The following is a 15,541-nucleotide window of genomic DNA, read 5'->3' as shown; positions in this document are numbered from 1 at the left end:
ATCAACCTACGAGACGGTCACCCACCGCACCCACCCCGCGCCCACACCGATCGTCACCAAAACGACCCGACCTGCGACAACAGCAAAAGATCAGGAGGCCTGACTAGTTACCTCCGCGCATGCCCGGGAATCGATCGCCCAGCCGACGACTCGACGTGAGAAGACGTCCAACACGAGGCAGCAGTAGACCTTGCCTTCCCGGGTCGGGTGTTCGGTGATGTCGGTAACCCACAGCTCGTTCGGCCCGTCGTGGTGGAAGTCCCGGCGCACCAGGTCGGTGACCGTGGCCGCTGTAGGCACCTTCCTCGCCACCCGTCGCAGCGGCAGCCCAGCGAGCCGTGCCCTGCGCATCAACCCCGCGACCGTCTTACGAGACACGACCACGCCCTGGCCGAGGACCAGTTCGGCGCGGACCCGGGGCGCACCGTAGGTCTGCCGCCACGCCTCGAACACCGCGGTGATCTGATCGGTCAGCCAGACCTGGCGGATCGCCCGGGCCGACGGCGGCCGGCTCTTCGCGTCGTAGAAACCCGAGCGGGAGACCCCGAGGATCAGACACGCCTGCTTGACCGGGACGCCCTCAGCGGCGAGTTCCGCCACGAGAGCGAACCGTGCTTTGGGGGGCACCACCCGCTCGACCGCCGCCGCCTTCCGAAGGATCTTCATTTCGTTCTCCAACTCGACGATCCGCTCCGCCTCGGCCCGCAGAGCCGTCGACTCGACGGCCTTCATCGATAGCGGCCCGCCTGACGGCGGCGGCCCTCCAAGCCATCCTGGACCCCGGAGCGTCTACGGGCCTCGTGGCCAGGAGAAACAAGGCCAGGTAGGAACCTGGCCCCATCAGATGCGCGGCGCCGGGTACACCCACCCACGGGTTCCGCTCTAAGGAAGACGCCTCGTCAATGGAGCCTTGACGAGGCGTCCGCCATAAGCTATGGTCACCATTATGGAATCGCTTGAAGATCTTATCTCCTCCGTTGAAAGTCAGACGCAGAATGGCGCGATAGGCTTTAAGCTCTATCATGCCTCTTTTATATCTGAACGTCTTGCGGACCTCTCTGATCGACTCATTCTTCATTTCGTTCAAGAGGCGAGAGAATCCAATCTTTCCTGGACCTATATCGGGCAGAGTCTTGGTGTAACCAAGCAGGCGGCGCAGCAGCGCTTTGGGGGTAGGAAATCGACTGAGGTCACTTTTCCCAAGATGAGACTCCCTCTTTCCCTGTCTCCGGAGCTTAATCCGGTGATGCAAGCCGCAAACGCTGAAGCTTTCGGATTTGGGCATGAACTTGTCGGTACTGAACATCTCGTTCTTGGGTTGCTGTCTGATCAAAATAACTCTGCGGCCAAAGCGATAAATGGAATTGGAGTACCTTTGGAATCCGTCAGGGATGCGGCAAAGAAAGCCGTTTCGCCTGCACGAGAACGAACTGGTGTAGAGAACTTTCCCCATACGCTTACGCCTCGCGCACAGACGGTGATTACCGTACTGATGATAAAAGAAGCCCAAAGGAGGGGCCACAGTCAAGTCCTAGCCGAGGATCTGCTTATGGGAATTCTTGGTGACGATGGTGGCATTGGTGCAGCTATTCTTCTCGATGCGGGGATAGAGGCTAACTTGCTTAGGGAATGGCTTGGCTAGTGTCCTGACTCGATAGTGCAGGGCGAGCTGGCCGGCGCCCGCGGGGAAGGTGTCGTCGTCCATCGACACCCGGGTGATCCGGGTGTCGACGGTGGCGAGTGGAACCACAGGTCGTGGTAGGTCGGCGGGTCAAGGGGGCCGGTGATGGCCCACGACGAACCGGCAGAGTGGTGGCGGGATGATGTAGGCAACAGCCCACCGGGCGGGTACGTGCCCGGCGGGCGGCGGACAACTCGAACTCGACGCTGGCGACGAGTCTCGGAGCGAATGACCCAGCACTGGGGGTAGAAACGTGGATCCGACGCCTTCAGCCGATGGCGCGGGCAACTCCGGCGATGTCCACGGTGGCGGCCCGCGCGACGTCGTGCGGCTCACCATCCCCGCCGCCGGCGCTGACCTGGTCGTCCTGCGCACCGCGACCGCGTCGTTGGCCGCGCGGGCGGACTTCACCCTTGACGACATCGAGGACCTGCGGATCGCCGTGGACGAGGCCTCCGCCCTGCTATTGATCTCCGCAGTCCCGGAATCGGCGCTGGAGTGCGTCTTCACGCTGTCGCCACGCCTCATGCGGGTCACCGTCTCGGTCGACAGCCTTGACGGCGAGCCGCCGTCGAAGGACACGTTCGCCTGGACCGTGCTAAGCGCGCTGGCCGGCGAGGTCGGCAGCTCCACCGGGCCGGACCAGCGAGTCACGATCGAGCTGGCAAAAGGACGCGGCGACCGCGGCGGGTAGCCGATCCCCGCGTCTGCCGTCCAGCCCCCTGGCTGGCGATCGTCGACGGGCGCGGTGGCTGGTGATGTTGCCGCGGATGTCCGCGGTGGGGACACCGGCCTTGCGGCAGAGCGCCGGGATGATCGTGCGGTTGATGTTGATGTAGTACTTGGCGACCAGGTGAGCGCCGATACTGAACAGCAGGTCGACGCACTCGTTGGTCTTGCGGTCCAGGCGCTGGGGCTGGGCCGGCCGCAGGGCATATCAGGCCTCGATGGCCTGGCCGATGATCGGGTCGACCGGTTCGGTGAACGCGGTCCCGGTCTTGGGGACCGGCACGTCGAGCAGTCAGACGGCGTCCCGGGGCGAGGACGTCGCGGGCGTCGCCGGGCGCCAGGGAGCCGTTGTGTTGCCAGCGGCTGCAGCCAAGGCACAGCCGGCAGATCTCGTCGCTGCGCAGGCCGCGCGCCCGGTCCGGGCGCGTGCGCTCCTGGCCGCCCCGGTCGCGCACGGTACGGAGCCTGGCCCGGCCCCACGGCGCCAGCGGCGCACCGCAGTCCGGGCAGCGCAGCCGCCGTGCCAGCGCCTGGCGAGCCGCCGCCGGGTCGAACACCCCGATCATCGTCCATCCCGTCCGGTTCTGGCCTTGCCGCCGGGTCTCCGAAGGGGCGGCTGGTGTTGCACCCTGGCCCTCGACCACCGGTCGGGGCAAGCCGCCCGTGCCCGACACCGGAGGCGACACCGCGCCGACACTGTCGCGCCGTCGTTCCAGCGACATCGCAGCACCCACCGCGCGCGGGACGTTCGTCGGCGAGCTGCCGCCGCCGACGAACGAGGGAACTGGTCTCGACCGTCGGCACGCTCAACGCCCGATTCCGCCTCGACCTGAGCGTCCAGAGTGCCGCTCAACACTTGGTCGCGAACGCCACCTCCTCGTCGTTCCCGCCTTACGGCAGCGTTTCCGATCAGCGGTCCACGCCTGAGGCAGGTAGAGCTGGCGATCGGTCAGCGCATGCCCGAACCGGGACCGATAGGCAACAAACGTTCCGACCTGGCCGTTCTCCGTCCGGCCCGCCGTCCCCAAGTACTGCCCTGCACCCAAGCCGACCGAGTCCCCTATTTCAGGAACCCGGTGTCATCAATGACCAACATCGCTTTCGGGTCACCCAGCCGCTCCACGACATGATCACGGACGTCGTCGCGGACGCCGTCGACGTCTCAGTCAGCGCGGCGCAGCAACTGCGGCATCCCGTCCGGCGAGACCTCACCGCGCGCTCCGCCAACGTCCAGCCATCCTTGCGATCCAACCCCGCGACCAGCCCCGACACATACTCGGCCACCCGCCGCCGCGGCGCCGCTCGCCCGAACCGGCCCCCAACCAGCGAACACAGTCTCTCCAGCTAGGCCGCCCATGCCTCCACCACCACGACACAGATCATCCCACCCGCTCACCAGGTGATTGGGCTTGCTTGGAAAGCTCGGCTCAATGATGAGTGCCGGCGCCGGTTGGCGGGAGACCTCGTCGCCCTGTGGCCTTGGGAACCCGAGGTGTCGTAGACGCGACCGAACGCGTCGACCAAGTGACCTAGCCTCGATGACGTGATCGGCAACGATCCACTCGCGTCCGAGCGTCCAGGCCCAGATCAAGCTCACCTCGCCCCTGCGGCCAGCCGCTGCCGCACCACACCGCGGAAGTTATTCAGCCCGGACTCGTCGTGTGCGGGCCCGACGTGCTCGATGTCCCAGGAGCCCTTCCGCGGTGAGTCACGATCTACGCCGCCCCAGCCCCGACCTAGTCAAACTTAGTGTCCGTGACCTCGCGGCGGTCGCTGCCACTCTCAACAACGGCCCTCGCAGGGCCCGAAAACCCCCATGCAGGCACTGAACGATCACATACTCTCACGCCAGAAGGACAGTTATGCACCCCAGAACCACCACCACAGCACAAACCATCTACCATGACACAAGAGTCTCGACCATGGCGCCTGGCGCGCCCGCACACCCTTTTCCAGCTAAACCCCACGACCAGCAGCTTCGCGTGGCCACGGACCGCGGAAGCCGCGTAGCAGTATTGGGATTGTTTGGAAAACAAATCGGGCAAAAGTCTCTGCCGCCGTCCAACGTCCCATCTTTCCCTGTAGCGTGCAGCATCACTTGACAGTCAGACACGGCGACATCATCGAGGTCTCCCGCCGCCCGGCTGATTTCTGCTCCGGTCAGGGTGCCCTGTGGGTCAATGATCTCAGTCCCGAGTTCAACGAGTTCTTTGGCTCGATCATCAACCTCGATAGCCCTCGACACCTCCAGCTCCGCCGGATCGTCGCTGCCGCGTTCACTCCCCGCACCCTGCGCCGCCTGGATTACGACATCCAGCGCACAGCTGCCGCGACCGTCGCCGCTGCCGCTCTGCGCGGCGATATCGACATCGTCGCCGACCTGGCCGCGCCCTTCCCACTCACGGTCATATGCGACCTTGTCGGTATTCCAGAAAGCCACCGGGCCAGCGTCCAGACGGTGTCCAACGTGATCGTCTCCGGAGGCGATCCCGACTTCGTGCCCCACCAACAGGATCCGGTCAACGCGTTCCTCGATGCTGGCGCCAGCCTCGCCGACCTAGCAACCGATCTCGCCGAGCAGCGCAGGCGCAGGCCCACCGACGACCTGCTGACTGCCCTCGTCCAAGCCGAGGTCGACGGGATCCACCTCACGACGCGGGAAATCTCCTCCTTCTTCGTCCTATTGGCATTCGCGGGCCAAGAGACCACACGCAACGCGATCAGTCTCGGTATCTGGACCCTCCACAATAATCGCCACGCGCGCGACGCCTGGGTCGCCGACTTTGAACGGATGCACCCCACCGCCGTCGACGAAATCCTCCGCTACACCACACCCGTCGCGACCATGCGCCGCACTGCTACCCGGGACACCACCCTCAACGGCCACCGTCTCGCGAAAGGCGACAAGATCTTGCTATTCTATGCCGCCGCCAACCGCGATGAACAGGTCTTTCGCGAGCCCGATCGGCTGGACCTAACCCGAGCCCCGAACTCCCACCTCGCATTCGGAGGACCCGGTCCCCACTTCTGTCTCGGCGCCCAACTTGCACGTGCCGAGATCATTGCGATCTTTCGCGAAGCCTTCCGCCAGCTGCCTGAACTCACCATTACCGGCGAGCCCGAGTTCCTTCGCTCGATCTCCGTCAACGGCATCAAACGACTCTCGGCAAGGGCAAGGCCCCTTCCGTGAACGGTGTTCCCGACGGTTTGGTCAGGAGCCAGGCGCGGGCGGCCAGCGGTCATCGAAGGTGATCTCGCAGGTCGATTTGTGCGTTCTGGTCGAGCATCCCTCCGGCGCATCGCCGGCCGCGTGGCGGTAGAGAAGAGAAGGCCTCATGAATGACGATATCGACCCGTGTCATGTCTTCCGGGCCGCATCCTCGGACGCGAACTGGGACTCAACCGTCGAGGTCGAGAAGTACCTGCGTGCCGGGAAAGCCTCGATAATACGTGAGATCCATCGACTCCCTCCCCCCTTGGATCGGGCCATCAGTCGACATCGGCGCCGGCGGATCCTGGCGACAGCAACCGGATTGGCACTGATGGCGCTCGGGATACTATTACTGCTGTTGGAACGGGCCCCAACAGGGTAGCCAGACACACCCGTTGACTTCGGTATGTGCGATTACGTATGGCGCACCGGCTGGAATTCGAATGTCCCTATGCCGGCTACTGCACGCCTGCCCGACCTGCTTACCGGAGCTGTTAGAACCACCGTACTGACCGGCGAGATCAAAACTCAATATGCTTCCCCACAATGAGGGTTATCATCAACCGTCATGGAAACCCTAAGGAATCAGGATGACGTGGCCTGTAAGCTCTCTCCGAGTCATCTCTCACATCGGTTCAGTGAAGGCTTTTAGGGCATATTTGCGAGCTGTCTGGTGTCTGTCGGCGCTGGTGAACTGGCGTGATCTGACTTGGAAGATCAGCTATTGTGGCACGGGGTGACCTTACAAACGAGCAGTGGGCTGTGCTCGAGCCGTTACTGCCCTCGGAGACGGATAAGAAGAAGCCGGGTCGTCCACGGACGTGGTCGCGGCGACAGTTGATCGACGGGATCCGATGGCGGACGCGGACCGGTGCGCCGTGGCGTGACATGCCGGCCCGCTATGGGCATTGGCGCACCGTCTACGGGCTGTTCTTGGACTGGCATCGCGATGGGACGTGGAACAGAGCGTTGAACGCGCTGCGGTCTCGGACGGATGCCGCCAGTCTGATCACCTGGGAGGTTTCGGTCGATTCGACCCGCCACCCGTGCCCCCAACACGCGGCGGGAGCGTCGAACCTCGTGCCGCGCGCAAGCGACCCCCGGCGGCGCTGATTTGAGGCTCACTCGGCCAGTCAGAGCGTGTCCACGAAAGCCGCTCACGCCCACGTCCTATGTCGCCCGTGCGCCGCGCCGGAGGCGCACGGTCGGGAGGATCGAACGGCGCTGTTGCATTGAGTTGGTCCGGGGTAGGGCTGGAGTGGGCTGGTTGCCTGGTCAGAGAGCCAGGGCGAGCTCGGTGAACGCTGCTGCGAGTCGGTGGTGGGGTTCGGTGTCGAGGCCGAGTGCGTAGTGGCCGCGGCGGAGATTCTGGACGAAGGCGTGCCCGGAGCCGATCACCTGGGCGGAGCGCAGCCGTTTCAGCCCCCGCATCGGCCGTAGCCGTGCCTTCAACCTGCCGTGATCGGCTCACCTGCGGTTTCGCTGCTCGGTCAGGTGGCGCGGTGGTACTCGCGTCGAGCAAAGATCCGTCATGTCGGACATGCCCCGAGTCGGGGTCAGCCGCAGGTACTCGTTGGAGTAACGCTGAGGACCTGTGGGTGCCCGATATTAGATCGTGGGTGCTGACCTGGGGTTTTCGCCGCGGGCCCAGCGGTGGCGCGAGGTTCGGGCTGTGTCGTCTCGGCGTGGTCTGGTAGTCGTCTGGTGTCCGCGCCGGCGGCTACGGTTTCATGATCGTGGTTGTGGCGTTGCGGTTGGTCTATCTCGCTGTGCGCTGGTTGACCGGCTGGCTGGCGCTGTTCGCGCGGAGTTCCGCGTCGAAGGACGCCGAGATCCTTCTGCTGCGGCATGAGCTGGTCGTTCTACGCCGTCAGGTGGCCCGGCCACGGTTGACCTGGGCGGATCGGGCGGTGTTCGCCGCGCTGGCGCGGCTGCTTCCCCGGGCGTCCTGGCCGGTTCTGCCCGTGCGGCCCGAAACGATCCTGCGGTGGCATCGCCAGCTGGCCCGCCGACACTGGACCCAGCCGTATCGCCGGGTTGGCCGGCCCTCGACCGCGGCGGAGGTTCGCGCGCTCGTGTTGCGGCTCGCCCGGGAAAACCCCCCGTGGGGATACCGGCGCGTTCATGGCGAGCTGGTCGGGCTCGGTCACCGGATCGGTGCCTCCACTGTCTGGAAGATCCTGCGGACGGCCGGAATCGACCCGTCGCCCCGCCGGGCCGGTCCGACCTGGCGCCAGTTCCTACACGCGCAGGCCCGCGGCATCGTCGCCTGCGACTTCTTCACCGTCGACACGGTGCGGTTGACCCGGCTGTACATACTGTTCTTCCTCGAGCTTGACCGTCGCCGCGTCCATCTGGCCGGGGTCACCCGCCACCCCACCGGCGCCTGGGTCACCCAGCAAGCCCGCAACCTCCTGATCGACCACGACCTGCGACCATCGCCGATCCGCTACCTGATCAGAGACCGGGACACGAAGTTCACCACCGCGTTCGACGCGGTCTTCACCGCCGACAACATCACGATCCTCCGTACCCCCGTCCAGGCGCCGGTCGCGAACGCCTACGCCGAACGCTGGGTCGGCACCGTCCGACGCGAATGCCTCGACCACCTGCTCATCCTCGGCGAACGTCACCTGACCGCTGTCCTCACGGACTTTGTCGATCATTACAACGCACACCGACCCCATCGATCACTCCACCAGCGGCCACCCGCCGCGACCGGCCCGCCACCAGAACCAGCAGCCGCCGTGGTTCGACGGGACCGACTCGACGGTCTCGTCCACGAATACCTGCAGGCAGCATGACCGGATCCGATATCGGGCACCCACAGGCTACCAGATCGACCCACTGACCGACCACCTCGTCATCGACGAGGCCGAATCCCCCATAGTCCGGAGAATCTTTCGCGAATACGTCAGCCGCCGCCTCGGCAGCCAAGCAATCGCGCGTGCGCTCAGCAAAGAAGGGCTGCGTACCAAGACCGGCAACCACTGGTCGGGCGCCGCCATCGTCACCGTCCTACGAAACCGCGCCTACATCGGCGAGATCAGCTTCCGCGGCGTCGACTACCCGGCGCCGCACGCTCACATCATCGACAGAGCACTCTTCGACGAGGCCCAGGAGATCCTCGAAGCCCGAGCTGACGACGCCACAGCGAAGCACGCGGCGACTGGCTCCGACTACCTCCTCAGCGGGAAGATCATCTGCACGATCTGTGGCAAGCACTACGTCGGCACCGCCGCCCGCGGAAACCTCTACCGGTACCGCTACTACACCTGCTGGAGCCGAATCCGCCACGGCACCGCCCGCTGCCCCGCTGAACGCATACCCGCCGACCAACTCGACGCCGCCATCCTCGCAGCCATGATCGAGACTTACGCAGACAGCGCGCTCGCCGCAGAAGCCGCCGAGGCACTCACCGATGCGGTCACGGCCACGCACAGCGCCCGCCGTGACGAACTCCTCACCCTCGACGCCGAACTCGCCAAGGCCACCACGGCCATCGACCGCTACTTCGCAGCCTTCGAGTCCGGCGCCCTCTCGGACACGACCACAGGACAACGCGTTGAGCGACTGACCCTCAGGATCAGAGAACTACAGGAGCGGCGCGGCGAACTCTCGTGCCTCATCGCCGAGGACGGCCCCCAGCCCTCAGCCCCGACTGTCGACGACCTCGACCAGTTGTCCAACCTGATCAGCGAAGCAATCAAGCACGGCGACCCCACCACCCTGCGCCGGTTGACCGGCTCCCTCGTCTCCGAGATTCGCGTGACCGGCCGCCACAAGATCGAACCGATCTTCCGCATCCCGACATACAGCCCGGAGGCCGAACGTCCGGCCGCGACCCACACAGATCAGGACGATCTTCGCAGCCGTACGCACAGGCGCGGTGACGGTACGCAGGTTCGCACCTTGCCTGGATTGGTGCGCCCGGCAGGGATCGAACCTGCGACCCAGTGCTTAGAAGGCACTCGCTCTATCCGCTGAGCTACGGGCGCTCATGTTCCATTGTGCGGCCTCGCGTTCACCACACCGTGGGACGAGACGACCCGCGTCCGCGCCAGCCCGGAATGTCGGGTCGCTCGACGCGATCCGAGGCGGCTGGCTGGGACCCAGAGAGCGCTCAGAACAGGTGCTTCCGACGCCCTCGTGTGGGCCACGCCGATGATGCCCGTACAGAGGCCCTCGCGCCACAGGCTAAAGGTCCCGACGCGTGAGCCCACCTGGCCCAGTCTCGATCACCCTGTCAGCATTTTCCGCCCCGTCCAAGGCCGGCGCGCGTCTGGCGTCCGGCCTTGGACGGGTGGGCCACAGTCTGCCTACGTCAACGGCTGGCGGCCTCCAGGCTCTCGAACTCCGCGTCGCTGAGCACGATGTCCGCCGCGGCGACGTTCTCCTCGAGGTGGGCGACCGACTTGGTGCCCGGAATCGGGAGCATCACCGGCGAGCGGCGCAGCAGCCAGGCCAGCGCCAGCTGAGCCGGCGCCGCGCCGTGCGCCGAGGAGGCCTCGTCCAGCGGGCCGCCCGGCCGGGCGAGAGAGCCGGTGCCGACCGGGAACCAGGGGATGAAGCCGAGTCCCTCTCGCTCCGAGTACTCCAGCACGTCCTCGGAGGCGCGGTCCGCCAGGTTGTACCTGTTCTGCACGCTGGCGACGTCAACGATCGACCGGGCCTGGGCCAGCTGGTCGACGGTGACCTCGGACAGGCCGATGTGGCGGATCTTGCCCTCCTCCTGCAGCTTCTTCAGCTCACCCAGCGACTCCTCCACCGGGGTCCGCGGGTCGATCCGGTGCAGCTGGAACAGGTCGATGCGTTCCACCTTCAGCCGGCGCAGCGACATCTCGACCTCCTGGCGGAGGTACGCGCCGCGGGCGAGCGGGACCCAGACCGACGGCCCGGTCCGGACGAGGCCGGCCTTCGTCGCGATCACCAGGTCTTCCGGGTACGGATGAAGTGCCTTGGCGATCAGTTCCTCGCTGACGTACGGACCGTACGAGTCCGCGGTGTCGATGAAGTTGACGCCCAGCTCGACGGACCGGCGCAGCACCCGGACCGCGCCGTCCGGGTCAGCGGGAGGCCCCCACACGCCTGGACCCGTGATCTGCATCGCGCCATAGCCAAGCCGGTTCACGGTCAGGTCGCCGCCGAGCCGGAACGTCCCGCTGGCAATGGCCGACGGCTGTGACGTGCTCGTCGCACTCGACATGTTCGTCCTCTCACTGGTCTGACAGGCCTCCGCGCCGCGGGTGCCCACTCTGGTTCCGCGGGGTCGGCGACGCGAAAGCGGCTCAGCCGCTATGTCCTCAACGGCGGTGCCCCGCACTGTCGTCGCCGACGCCCGGAGCACCGGACTGTGCCCGCCTATCGACGCGACAGGCCAGGCAATCAGCGCCCTGACGCCTCTTGCTGTCCACGCCGCGGGGCTGCGCCCACCACCAATCGCTGGCAACCGCGCCTGCGGAGTGAGTGTTCCCGGCTCGACAAGATCGCGCTGGCCAAGCGGGCCAGTCTGTGGACACAAAGCCGCCGTCCACAGCCGGGGCCTACTCACTTCCCGTGCCTTCCGCGAGTGGCCATCCTGGCGTCGCGCCGGACGGTCCACCAACCGAACGTGGTGGTCCGAGCCCATCCGCGCACCAGTCGTCACAAACCCCTGTCCCGGGAGGTCGGCATGCTCGACGCGAACATCAACTTGGTCGGCAACCTCATCGACAACCCCAACCTGAGGGTCACCCCGACCGGGGCCTATGTGTGCTCGTTCCGGCTCGCGTCGACGGCGCGCCGGTACGACCGCGCGGAGGACCGCTGGGTCGACGGTCAGCCGCTGTTCATCGACATCATCTGCTGGCGCCGGCTGGCCGAGCATGTCGCCGCCAGCCTCGGTAAGGGCGACCGCGCGCTGGTATCCGGCCGGCTGCAACAGAACGAGTTCCAGACTCTCCAGGGCGAACGCCGCCGCCGCTACGAGATCTACGCGGAGGCGGTCGGCGTGGAGCTCACCTGGCATCCGGCCCGGATCAACCGAGCCGTCCGTGGCGACGGCGCCATGGCAGTCCAGCCCGGCGCGACGGACGGCGTCGGCCCTGTTCCCGCCGGCCCGCCGGATGCCGTCACCCTCGACAGTTCTGCCGAGCTCGCGGGCACGCCCTGGGCCGATGGAGCGGTGTCGACGGAGGCCGCCGAGGGATTCGCGCCAGACGCCGGCCTCGACGAGCTGACCGGCGAGGTCGGCCCGGGTTGGGCGGCCGTCGGCGCCATCGGCGAGGACCGGTAGCCGTGACGACGACGCACCAGACGGCCGGCGCCCGACCCATCCGTGGGACGACGCGCCGGCCGCCCGGCCTCCGGACGGAGTCGGGCCGGCGCGACCGTGGCAAGAAGCCACGATCGATACCATCTCGCCCGGCTCCAAGGCGGGCAGGCTCGACGGATACGCTCACCCTGGTGGAGAGCGTGCGGGATGACCGGGAAGGGAAGGCCGCGGCGGCCGCCGACCCAGGGCGGACTGTCACGCTGCCCACCGAACGAGGCGGCGAAGCCGCCCGACCCGCGACCGACGACGCCGACGGCGATCCCCGGCCCGCCGCGGTCGGCCATGCCTCGGACGGCCCTCTGAACGCCGGCGGTCCCCGCTCCGGCCCGCGTCAGCTCACGACCGCCGTCGCCACCCGGGTGAGGGCAGTGAGCCCGACCGGCTGGTACGTGACCGCGCTCGCTCTCGTCGCCGCGGCGATCGCGCTGCTGGTCAAATACCTTCTGTTCCCGCACCTGTCGGTCAACAACGACGAGGCGCTGTACCGCTTGCAGGCACAGACGTTGGCCTCCGGCCACCTGTTCCCGCGAGCCGGAACGCCGGCCGGGTCGTTCGCGCCCTGGCTCGCGGTCGGCGTTCACGGCCACTACGTCCTCAAGTACACGCCGTTCGTGCCGGCACTTTTCGCGCTCAGCCTGCTGGCAACCGGCGGCTTCGGCCCCGGGCTCGCCGTGATCGCCGCACTCGCCGTCGTCGTCACCTACCGGCTCGGCCTCGCGCTGTTCGAGGACCGGCGGGTGGCGGGGGTGGCCGCGACGTTGTTGGCCACCTCTCCCCTGGTCGTGCTGCTGGACGGCATGCTGCTGGCCTACCTGCCGGTCCTGGTGATGATCGAGCTGGCCGTGATCGGTCTGCTCCGCGGCGTGGCAGCGGCCAGGGCGCCGGCGACGCGGCGCGGCTGGCGGGACCGGAACGGCTGGGCGCTCGTCGTAGCGGGCCTGTCGGCTGGTTTCGCGGCTGCTGTCCGGCCCTTCGACGTGCTGACGCTGCTGGCGCCGCTGGCGGTGTGGGCCCTGGTGACGGCCCGAGGTGGCCGGTGGTGGCTGGCCGGGCGAACCGGCATCGGCCTCGCCTTGCCGGCGGTGTTGCTGCTCGCCTTTGACGCGGCCGCGACCGGATCGCCTTTTCGCCTGCCCTTCACCTACCTCGAATCCGAAGACAAGATCGGCTTCGGGGTACGCCGCCTCTACCCGACGGACCGAGCACACCACTTCACCCTGCTGGACGGCCTGTCGTCGGTCGGGCTCCACCTCTTCCTGCTGGGCGGGTGGGCCTGCGGCGGGGTGGTCCTGCTGGGCTGCGCCATCGGTGCGCTCGCCCGGCGCCGCATTGGCGGCGCCGGAGTCATGCTCGGCATCGGCGCGCTGGTCTTCCTGGCTGGATACGTCGCTTTCTGGGGCGGGTGGAACGCGGCCTTCCTATGGGGCGGCATCCGCTATCTGGGGCCGTTCTACGTCCTGCCGGTGCTAGCGGTCCTGGTCCAGCTGGGCGCCCGCGGGCTGGTGGACCTGGCGGCCTGGCGGCCGAGGCTCGGCGTCGGCGCCATCACGGTGATCGCCGGACTCACCTGTCTGGTACTGGCGACGGCGGTCCCGGCCAACATGACACTGACCCGCCATGACCGCGACCTCGACAGGATCGTCGACGCGCTGCCAGGCCGTCCGCTGATCTTTCTCTCCGTCGACCCGCTCTATCTGATGCACCCGACCTCGCTGGCCGCCAACCCACCGGGACTCGACGGCCGAGTGCTGTGGGCCGTGACTCGCGGCGGCGGACCCGACGAGGCGGTGCTCGCCAACAACGCCCACCGGCCCGCCTATCTCCTGCGCATCCCAGCCGCGTACAACCGGACGCCGGATGCGCCGGCCGGTGCCCGGCTCGAACGGCTGGCCAACCAGGTGGGCGACGAGGTGACGCTGGACGTCACCATCGACCCGTCGCACGACCCGGCGAAGGCCGCCCGGCTGGTACTCACCACCGATCTCGGCGACATCTCCTACCCGATCGACCCGACCCGACCGGTCCACGGACAGCTGGTCATCACCCCGAACGGGACGACACTGCGCGGCCTGACGGCGTCCACCGGCCTGCGGGGCACGCCCCGGTGGCTCAAGCACGAGAAGGCGCCCGCCGGCAAAGCCGGCAGCCGCCTGGTCAGCCTCGCGCTGTACACGACTCCCACGGCGTCCGGCAAGGAGCAGTGGGTCGACCGGGAGCTGGCCCCGACCGTTGTCGGCCGCGACGGCAAGGTCACCGTCCTGGCCTCCACCGGCCAGGTCGCCGCCACGCCCGACCCGGCTGCGCCCCCGATCCACCTGACGACAGCCCGCTGACCACAACCGCCGCGGCGGGCGCGCATGGGTGGCCACGGCCACCTGGCCGTCCGGCCTGAGTCAGCCCAGACAGGCCAGCGGTGGCCGTGGCGCGGGAGAGCTAGCCGAGAAGGGCTTCGAGGTCCGGGCGGATCTCGTCCGGGGTCACCGACGGCTCGTACCGGCGAATGACCTGACCGTCAGCGCCGACGAGGAACTTGGTGAAGTTCCACTTGATCTCGTCGGTTCCGATCCGGTCCGGGAAGGTCTTCGAGATGAAGTCGTAGAAGCCGCCGAACTGCGGCCCGAAGTCGCCCGGAGCCTCCGCCCGCAGATAGCCGTACAGGGGAGCGGCGCCCGAGCCGTTCACGTCGACCTTGCTGAAGACCGGGAAGGTCACGTCATAGGTGGCCCGGCAGAAGTCCTGGATCTCCGCGTCGGTGCCGGGCTCCTGCTCCAGGAACTGGTTGCAGGGGAAGCCGAGGATCTCCAGGCCCTTGCCCTGCAGATCCTGGTACAGCGACTGGAGGCCCTCGTACTGCGGGGTGAGGCCGCACTTGCTGGCGACGTTGACGATGAGCAGCGCCTTGCCGGCGTACTCACCGAGCGAACAGGTTCCACCGTCGGCGGTGGCGACCGTGTAGTCGTAGACACTCATGATGCGGTCCGACGCTCCCGAAACTCCGAATACTGACAGTCCTGACGTCAAGGACGAAACGTCGACCTGCCCCTGGTCAATTCCCAGCCCGGAAGGCCATTTTCTCCAGCAGCGCCCGGCGGTCCGGCGGGACAGCCGTAGTCGAGCCCGCGACCCGATGGACCAGCACCGCGTCGCACAGTCCGAGGCACCGGCCGTCACGGAAGAGCCCGGCGTAGTAGACCACTGACGACCTACCGATCGAGCCGATCGCGACGCCGACCTGGAAGGTGCCCGGGTAGTGCGCCTCGGCGAGGTAGTCGACCCTGGACTGGGCCACCAGGAAATGGAACGGTCCGGCCTTCGCCGAGCCGTGCAGGCTGAACAGGCCGAGCAGCTCGTTGTTGAAGGTGGCGCGGGCGTCCTCGTAGTACGAGACGACCGCGACGTTGTTGATGTGGCCCAGGTTGTCCACGTCGGCGAACCTGGCGCGGATCTCGTGCACCCACGGGTATCGCGCCAGTTCCCGGCGGCCCGGGTCCGGCGTCACCCGCTCCCGCGTCTCCATACAAAGCTCCTTCTGGTCCAGACGACCCCGTCTGGACGAACAAACTTCTTCCAGCGCCGACATCCAGCGCCCCAGCACAGGACGCCGCCG

Annotated in this window: 11 protein-coding genes, 1 tRNA gene and 3 pseudogenes; 8 read left to right on the top strand and 7 right to left on the bottom strand. The window is 67.2% G+C overall.

The window, feature by feature from the left end:
• Positions 1 to 90 precede the first annotated feature (90 nt).
• Positions 91 to 732 carry an IS3 family transposase gene (locus FRADC12_RS21340; protein WP_052711064.1) on the bottom strand — a complete coding sequence of 214 codons (642 nt, stop codon included), beginning with the start codon at positions 730 to 732 and terminating at the stop codon, positions 91 to 93.
• Between the two features lie 214 nt (positions 733 to 946).
• Here FRADC12_RS21340 and FRADC12_RS30290 point away from each other — a divergent pair, with 214 nt between their 5' ends.
• Entirely contained in the window at positions 947 to 1,642 is a 696-nt protein-coding gene (locus tag FRADC12_RS30290; RefSeq protein WP_198152996.1) for a Clp protease N-terminal domain-containing protein, read from the top strand.
• 292 nt (positions 1,643 to 1,934) lie between these two features.
• Entirely contained in the window at positions 1,935 to 2,375 is a 441-nt protein-coding gene (locus FRADC12_RS21330; protein WP_045877973.1) for an ATP-binding protein, read from the top strand.
• Between the two features lie 890 nt (positions 2,376 to 3,265).
• Here FRADC12_RS21330 and FRADC12_RS30280 read toward each other — a convergent pair.
• A pseudogene (locus FRADC12_RS30280) lies at positions 3,266 to 3,754 on the bottom strand (IS701 family transposase); the annotation flags it as partial.
• Between the two features lie 742 nt (positions 3,755 to 4,496).
• Between FRADC12_RS30280 and FRADC12_RS21320 the strand changes: the two are divergent.
• Together FRADC12_RS21320 and FRADC12_RS34475 are read left to right on the top strand one after the other, a co-directional pair.
• Positions 4,497 to 5,600, top strand: a complete 1,104-nt coding sequence (locus FRADC12_RS21320) for a cytochrome P450 (RefSeq protein ID WP_232303942.1) — start codon at positions 4,497 to 4,499, stop codon at positions 5,598 to 5,600.
• Between the two features lie 747 nt (positions 5,601 to 6,347).
• Positions 6,348 to 6,734, top strand: a complete 387-nt coding sequence (locus FRADC12_RS34475; protein ID WP_349305892.1) for a transposase — start codon at positions 6,348 to 6,350, stop codon at positions 6,732 to 6,734.
• Between the two features lie 162 nt (positions 6,735 to 6,896).
• Here the strand turns inward: FRADC12_RS34475 and FRADC12_RS21315 are convergent.
• Positions 6,897 to 7,088 (bottom strand): annotated as a pseudogene (locus FRADC12_RS21315) (DDE-type integrase/transposase/recombinase); the annotation flags it as partial.
• A gap of 275 nt (positions 7,089 to 7,363) precedes the next feature.
• Here FRADC12_RS21315 and FRADC12_RS21310 point away from each other — a divergent pair.
• Positions 7,364 to 8,425, top strand: coding sequence for an integrase core domain-containing protein (locus FRADC12_RS21310; RefSeq protein ID WP_045877970.1), 1,062 nt, complete (start codon positions 7,364 to 7,366; stop codon positions 8,423 to 8,425).
• Positions 8,307 to 8,927 (top strand): annotated as a pseudogene (locus FRADC12_RS35085) (recombinase family protein); the annotation flags it as partial. The gene FRADC12_RS21310 and the pseudogene FRADC12_RS35085, both read left to right, overlap by 119 nt.
• 616 nt (positions 8,928 to 9,543) lie before the next feature.
• Here FRADC12_RS35085 and FRADC12_RS21300 read toward each other — a convergent pair.
• Positions 9,544 to 9,619: transfer RNA gene (locus FRADC12_RS21300), tRNA-Arg, on the bottom strand.
• Positions 9,620 to 9,945: 326 nt separating this feature from the next.
• Positions 9,946 to 10,827 carry an aldo/keto reductase gene (locus FRADC12_RS21295; RefSeq protein WP_045877969.1) on the bottom strand — a complete coding sequence of 294 codons (882 nt, stop codon included), beginning with the start codon at positions 10,825 to 10,827 and terminating at the stop codon, positions 9,946 to 9,948.
• A 465-nt stretch (positions 10,828 to 11,292) separates the two neighbouring features.
• Here FRADC12_RS21295 and ssb point away from each other — a divergent pair, with 465 nt between their 5' ends.
• Both ssb and FRADC12_RS21285 read left to right on the top strand, forming a co-directional pair.
• Positions 11,293 to 11,895, top strand: a complete 603-nt coding sequence (gene ssb / locus FRADC12_RS28630) for a single-stranded DNA-binding protein (RefSeq protein WP_052711063.1) — start codon at positions 11,293 to 11,295, stop codon at positions 11,893 to 11,895.
• A 170-nt stretch (positions 11,896 to 12,065) separates the two neighbouring features.
• Complete coding sequence (locus FRADC12_RS21285) at positions 12,066 to 14,267, top strand: DUF7846 domain-containing protein (protein ID WP_232303941.1); 2,202 nt, start codon at positions 12,066 to 12,068, stop codon at positions 14,265 to 14,267.
• Between the two features lie 100 nt (positions 14,268 to 14,367).
• Here the strand turns inward: FRADC12_RS21285 and FRADC12_RS21280 are convergent, their stop codons facing one another.
• Both FRADC12_RS21280 and FRADC12_RS21275 read right to left on the bottom strand, forming a co-directional pair.
• Positions 14,368 to 14,904 (bottom strand): glutathione peroxidase, encoded by a 537-nt coding sequence (locus tag FRADC12_RS21280; protein ID WP_045877967.1) that lies wholly within the window; start codon positions 14,902 to 14,904, stop codon positions 14,368 to 14,370.
• 76 nt (positions 14,905 to 14,980) lie between these two features.
• Positions 14,981 to 15,451: an acyl-CoA thioesterase gene (locus FRADC12_RS21275; protein ID WP_045877966.1), complete on the bottom strand. Its 471-nt coding sequence runs from the start codon at positions 15,449 to 15,451 to the stop codon at positions 14,981 to 14,983.
• Between the last annotated feature and the right edge of the window lie 90 nt (positions 15,452 to 15,541).

It is taken from the genome of Pseudofrankia sp. DC12, assembly GCF_000966285.1.
Lineage (GTDB): Bacteria > Actinomycetota > Actinomycetes > Frankiales > Frankiaceae > Pseudofrankia.
This window is presented reverse-complemented; position numbering and strand designations above follow the sequence as displayed.

What these genes read in the sequence shown, in the direction of transcription:
- FRADC12_RS21340 (WP_052711064.1), bottom strand. Translation starts at nt 732, where the DNA reads ATGAAGGCCGTCGAGTCGACGGCTCTGCGGGCCGAGGCGGAGCGGATC.
- FRADC12_RS30290 (WP_198152996.1), top strand. Translation starts at nt 947, where the DNA reads ATGGAATCGCTTGAAGATCTTATCTCCTCCGTTGAAAGTCAGACGCAG.
- FRADC12_RS21295 (WP_045877969.1), bottom strand. Translation starts at nt 10,827, where the DNA reads ATGTCGAGTGCGACGAGCACGTCACAGCCGTCGGCCATTGCCAGCGGG.
- ssb (WP_052711063.1), top strand. Translation starts at nt 11,293, where the DNA reads ATGCTCGACGCGAACATCAACTTGGTCGGCAACCTCATCGACAACCCC.
- FRADC12_RS21280 (WP_045877967.1), bottom strand. Translation starts at nt 14,904, where the DNA reads ATGAGTGTCTACGACTACACGGTCGCCACCGCCGACGGTGGAACCTGT.
- FRADC12_RS21275 (WP_045877966.1), bottom strand. Translation starts at nt 15,451, where the DNA reads ATGGAGACGCGGGAGCGGGTGACGCCGGACCCGGGCCGCCGGGAACTG.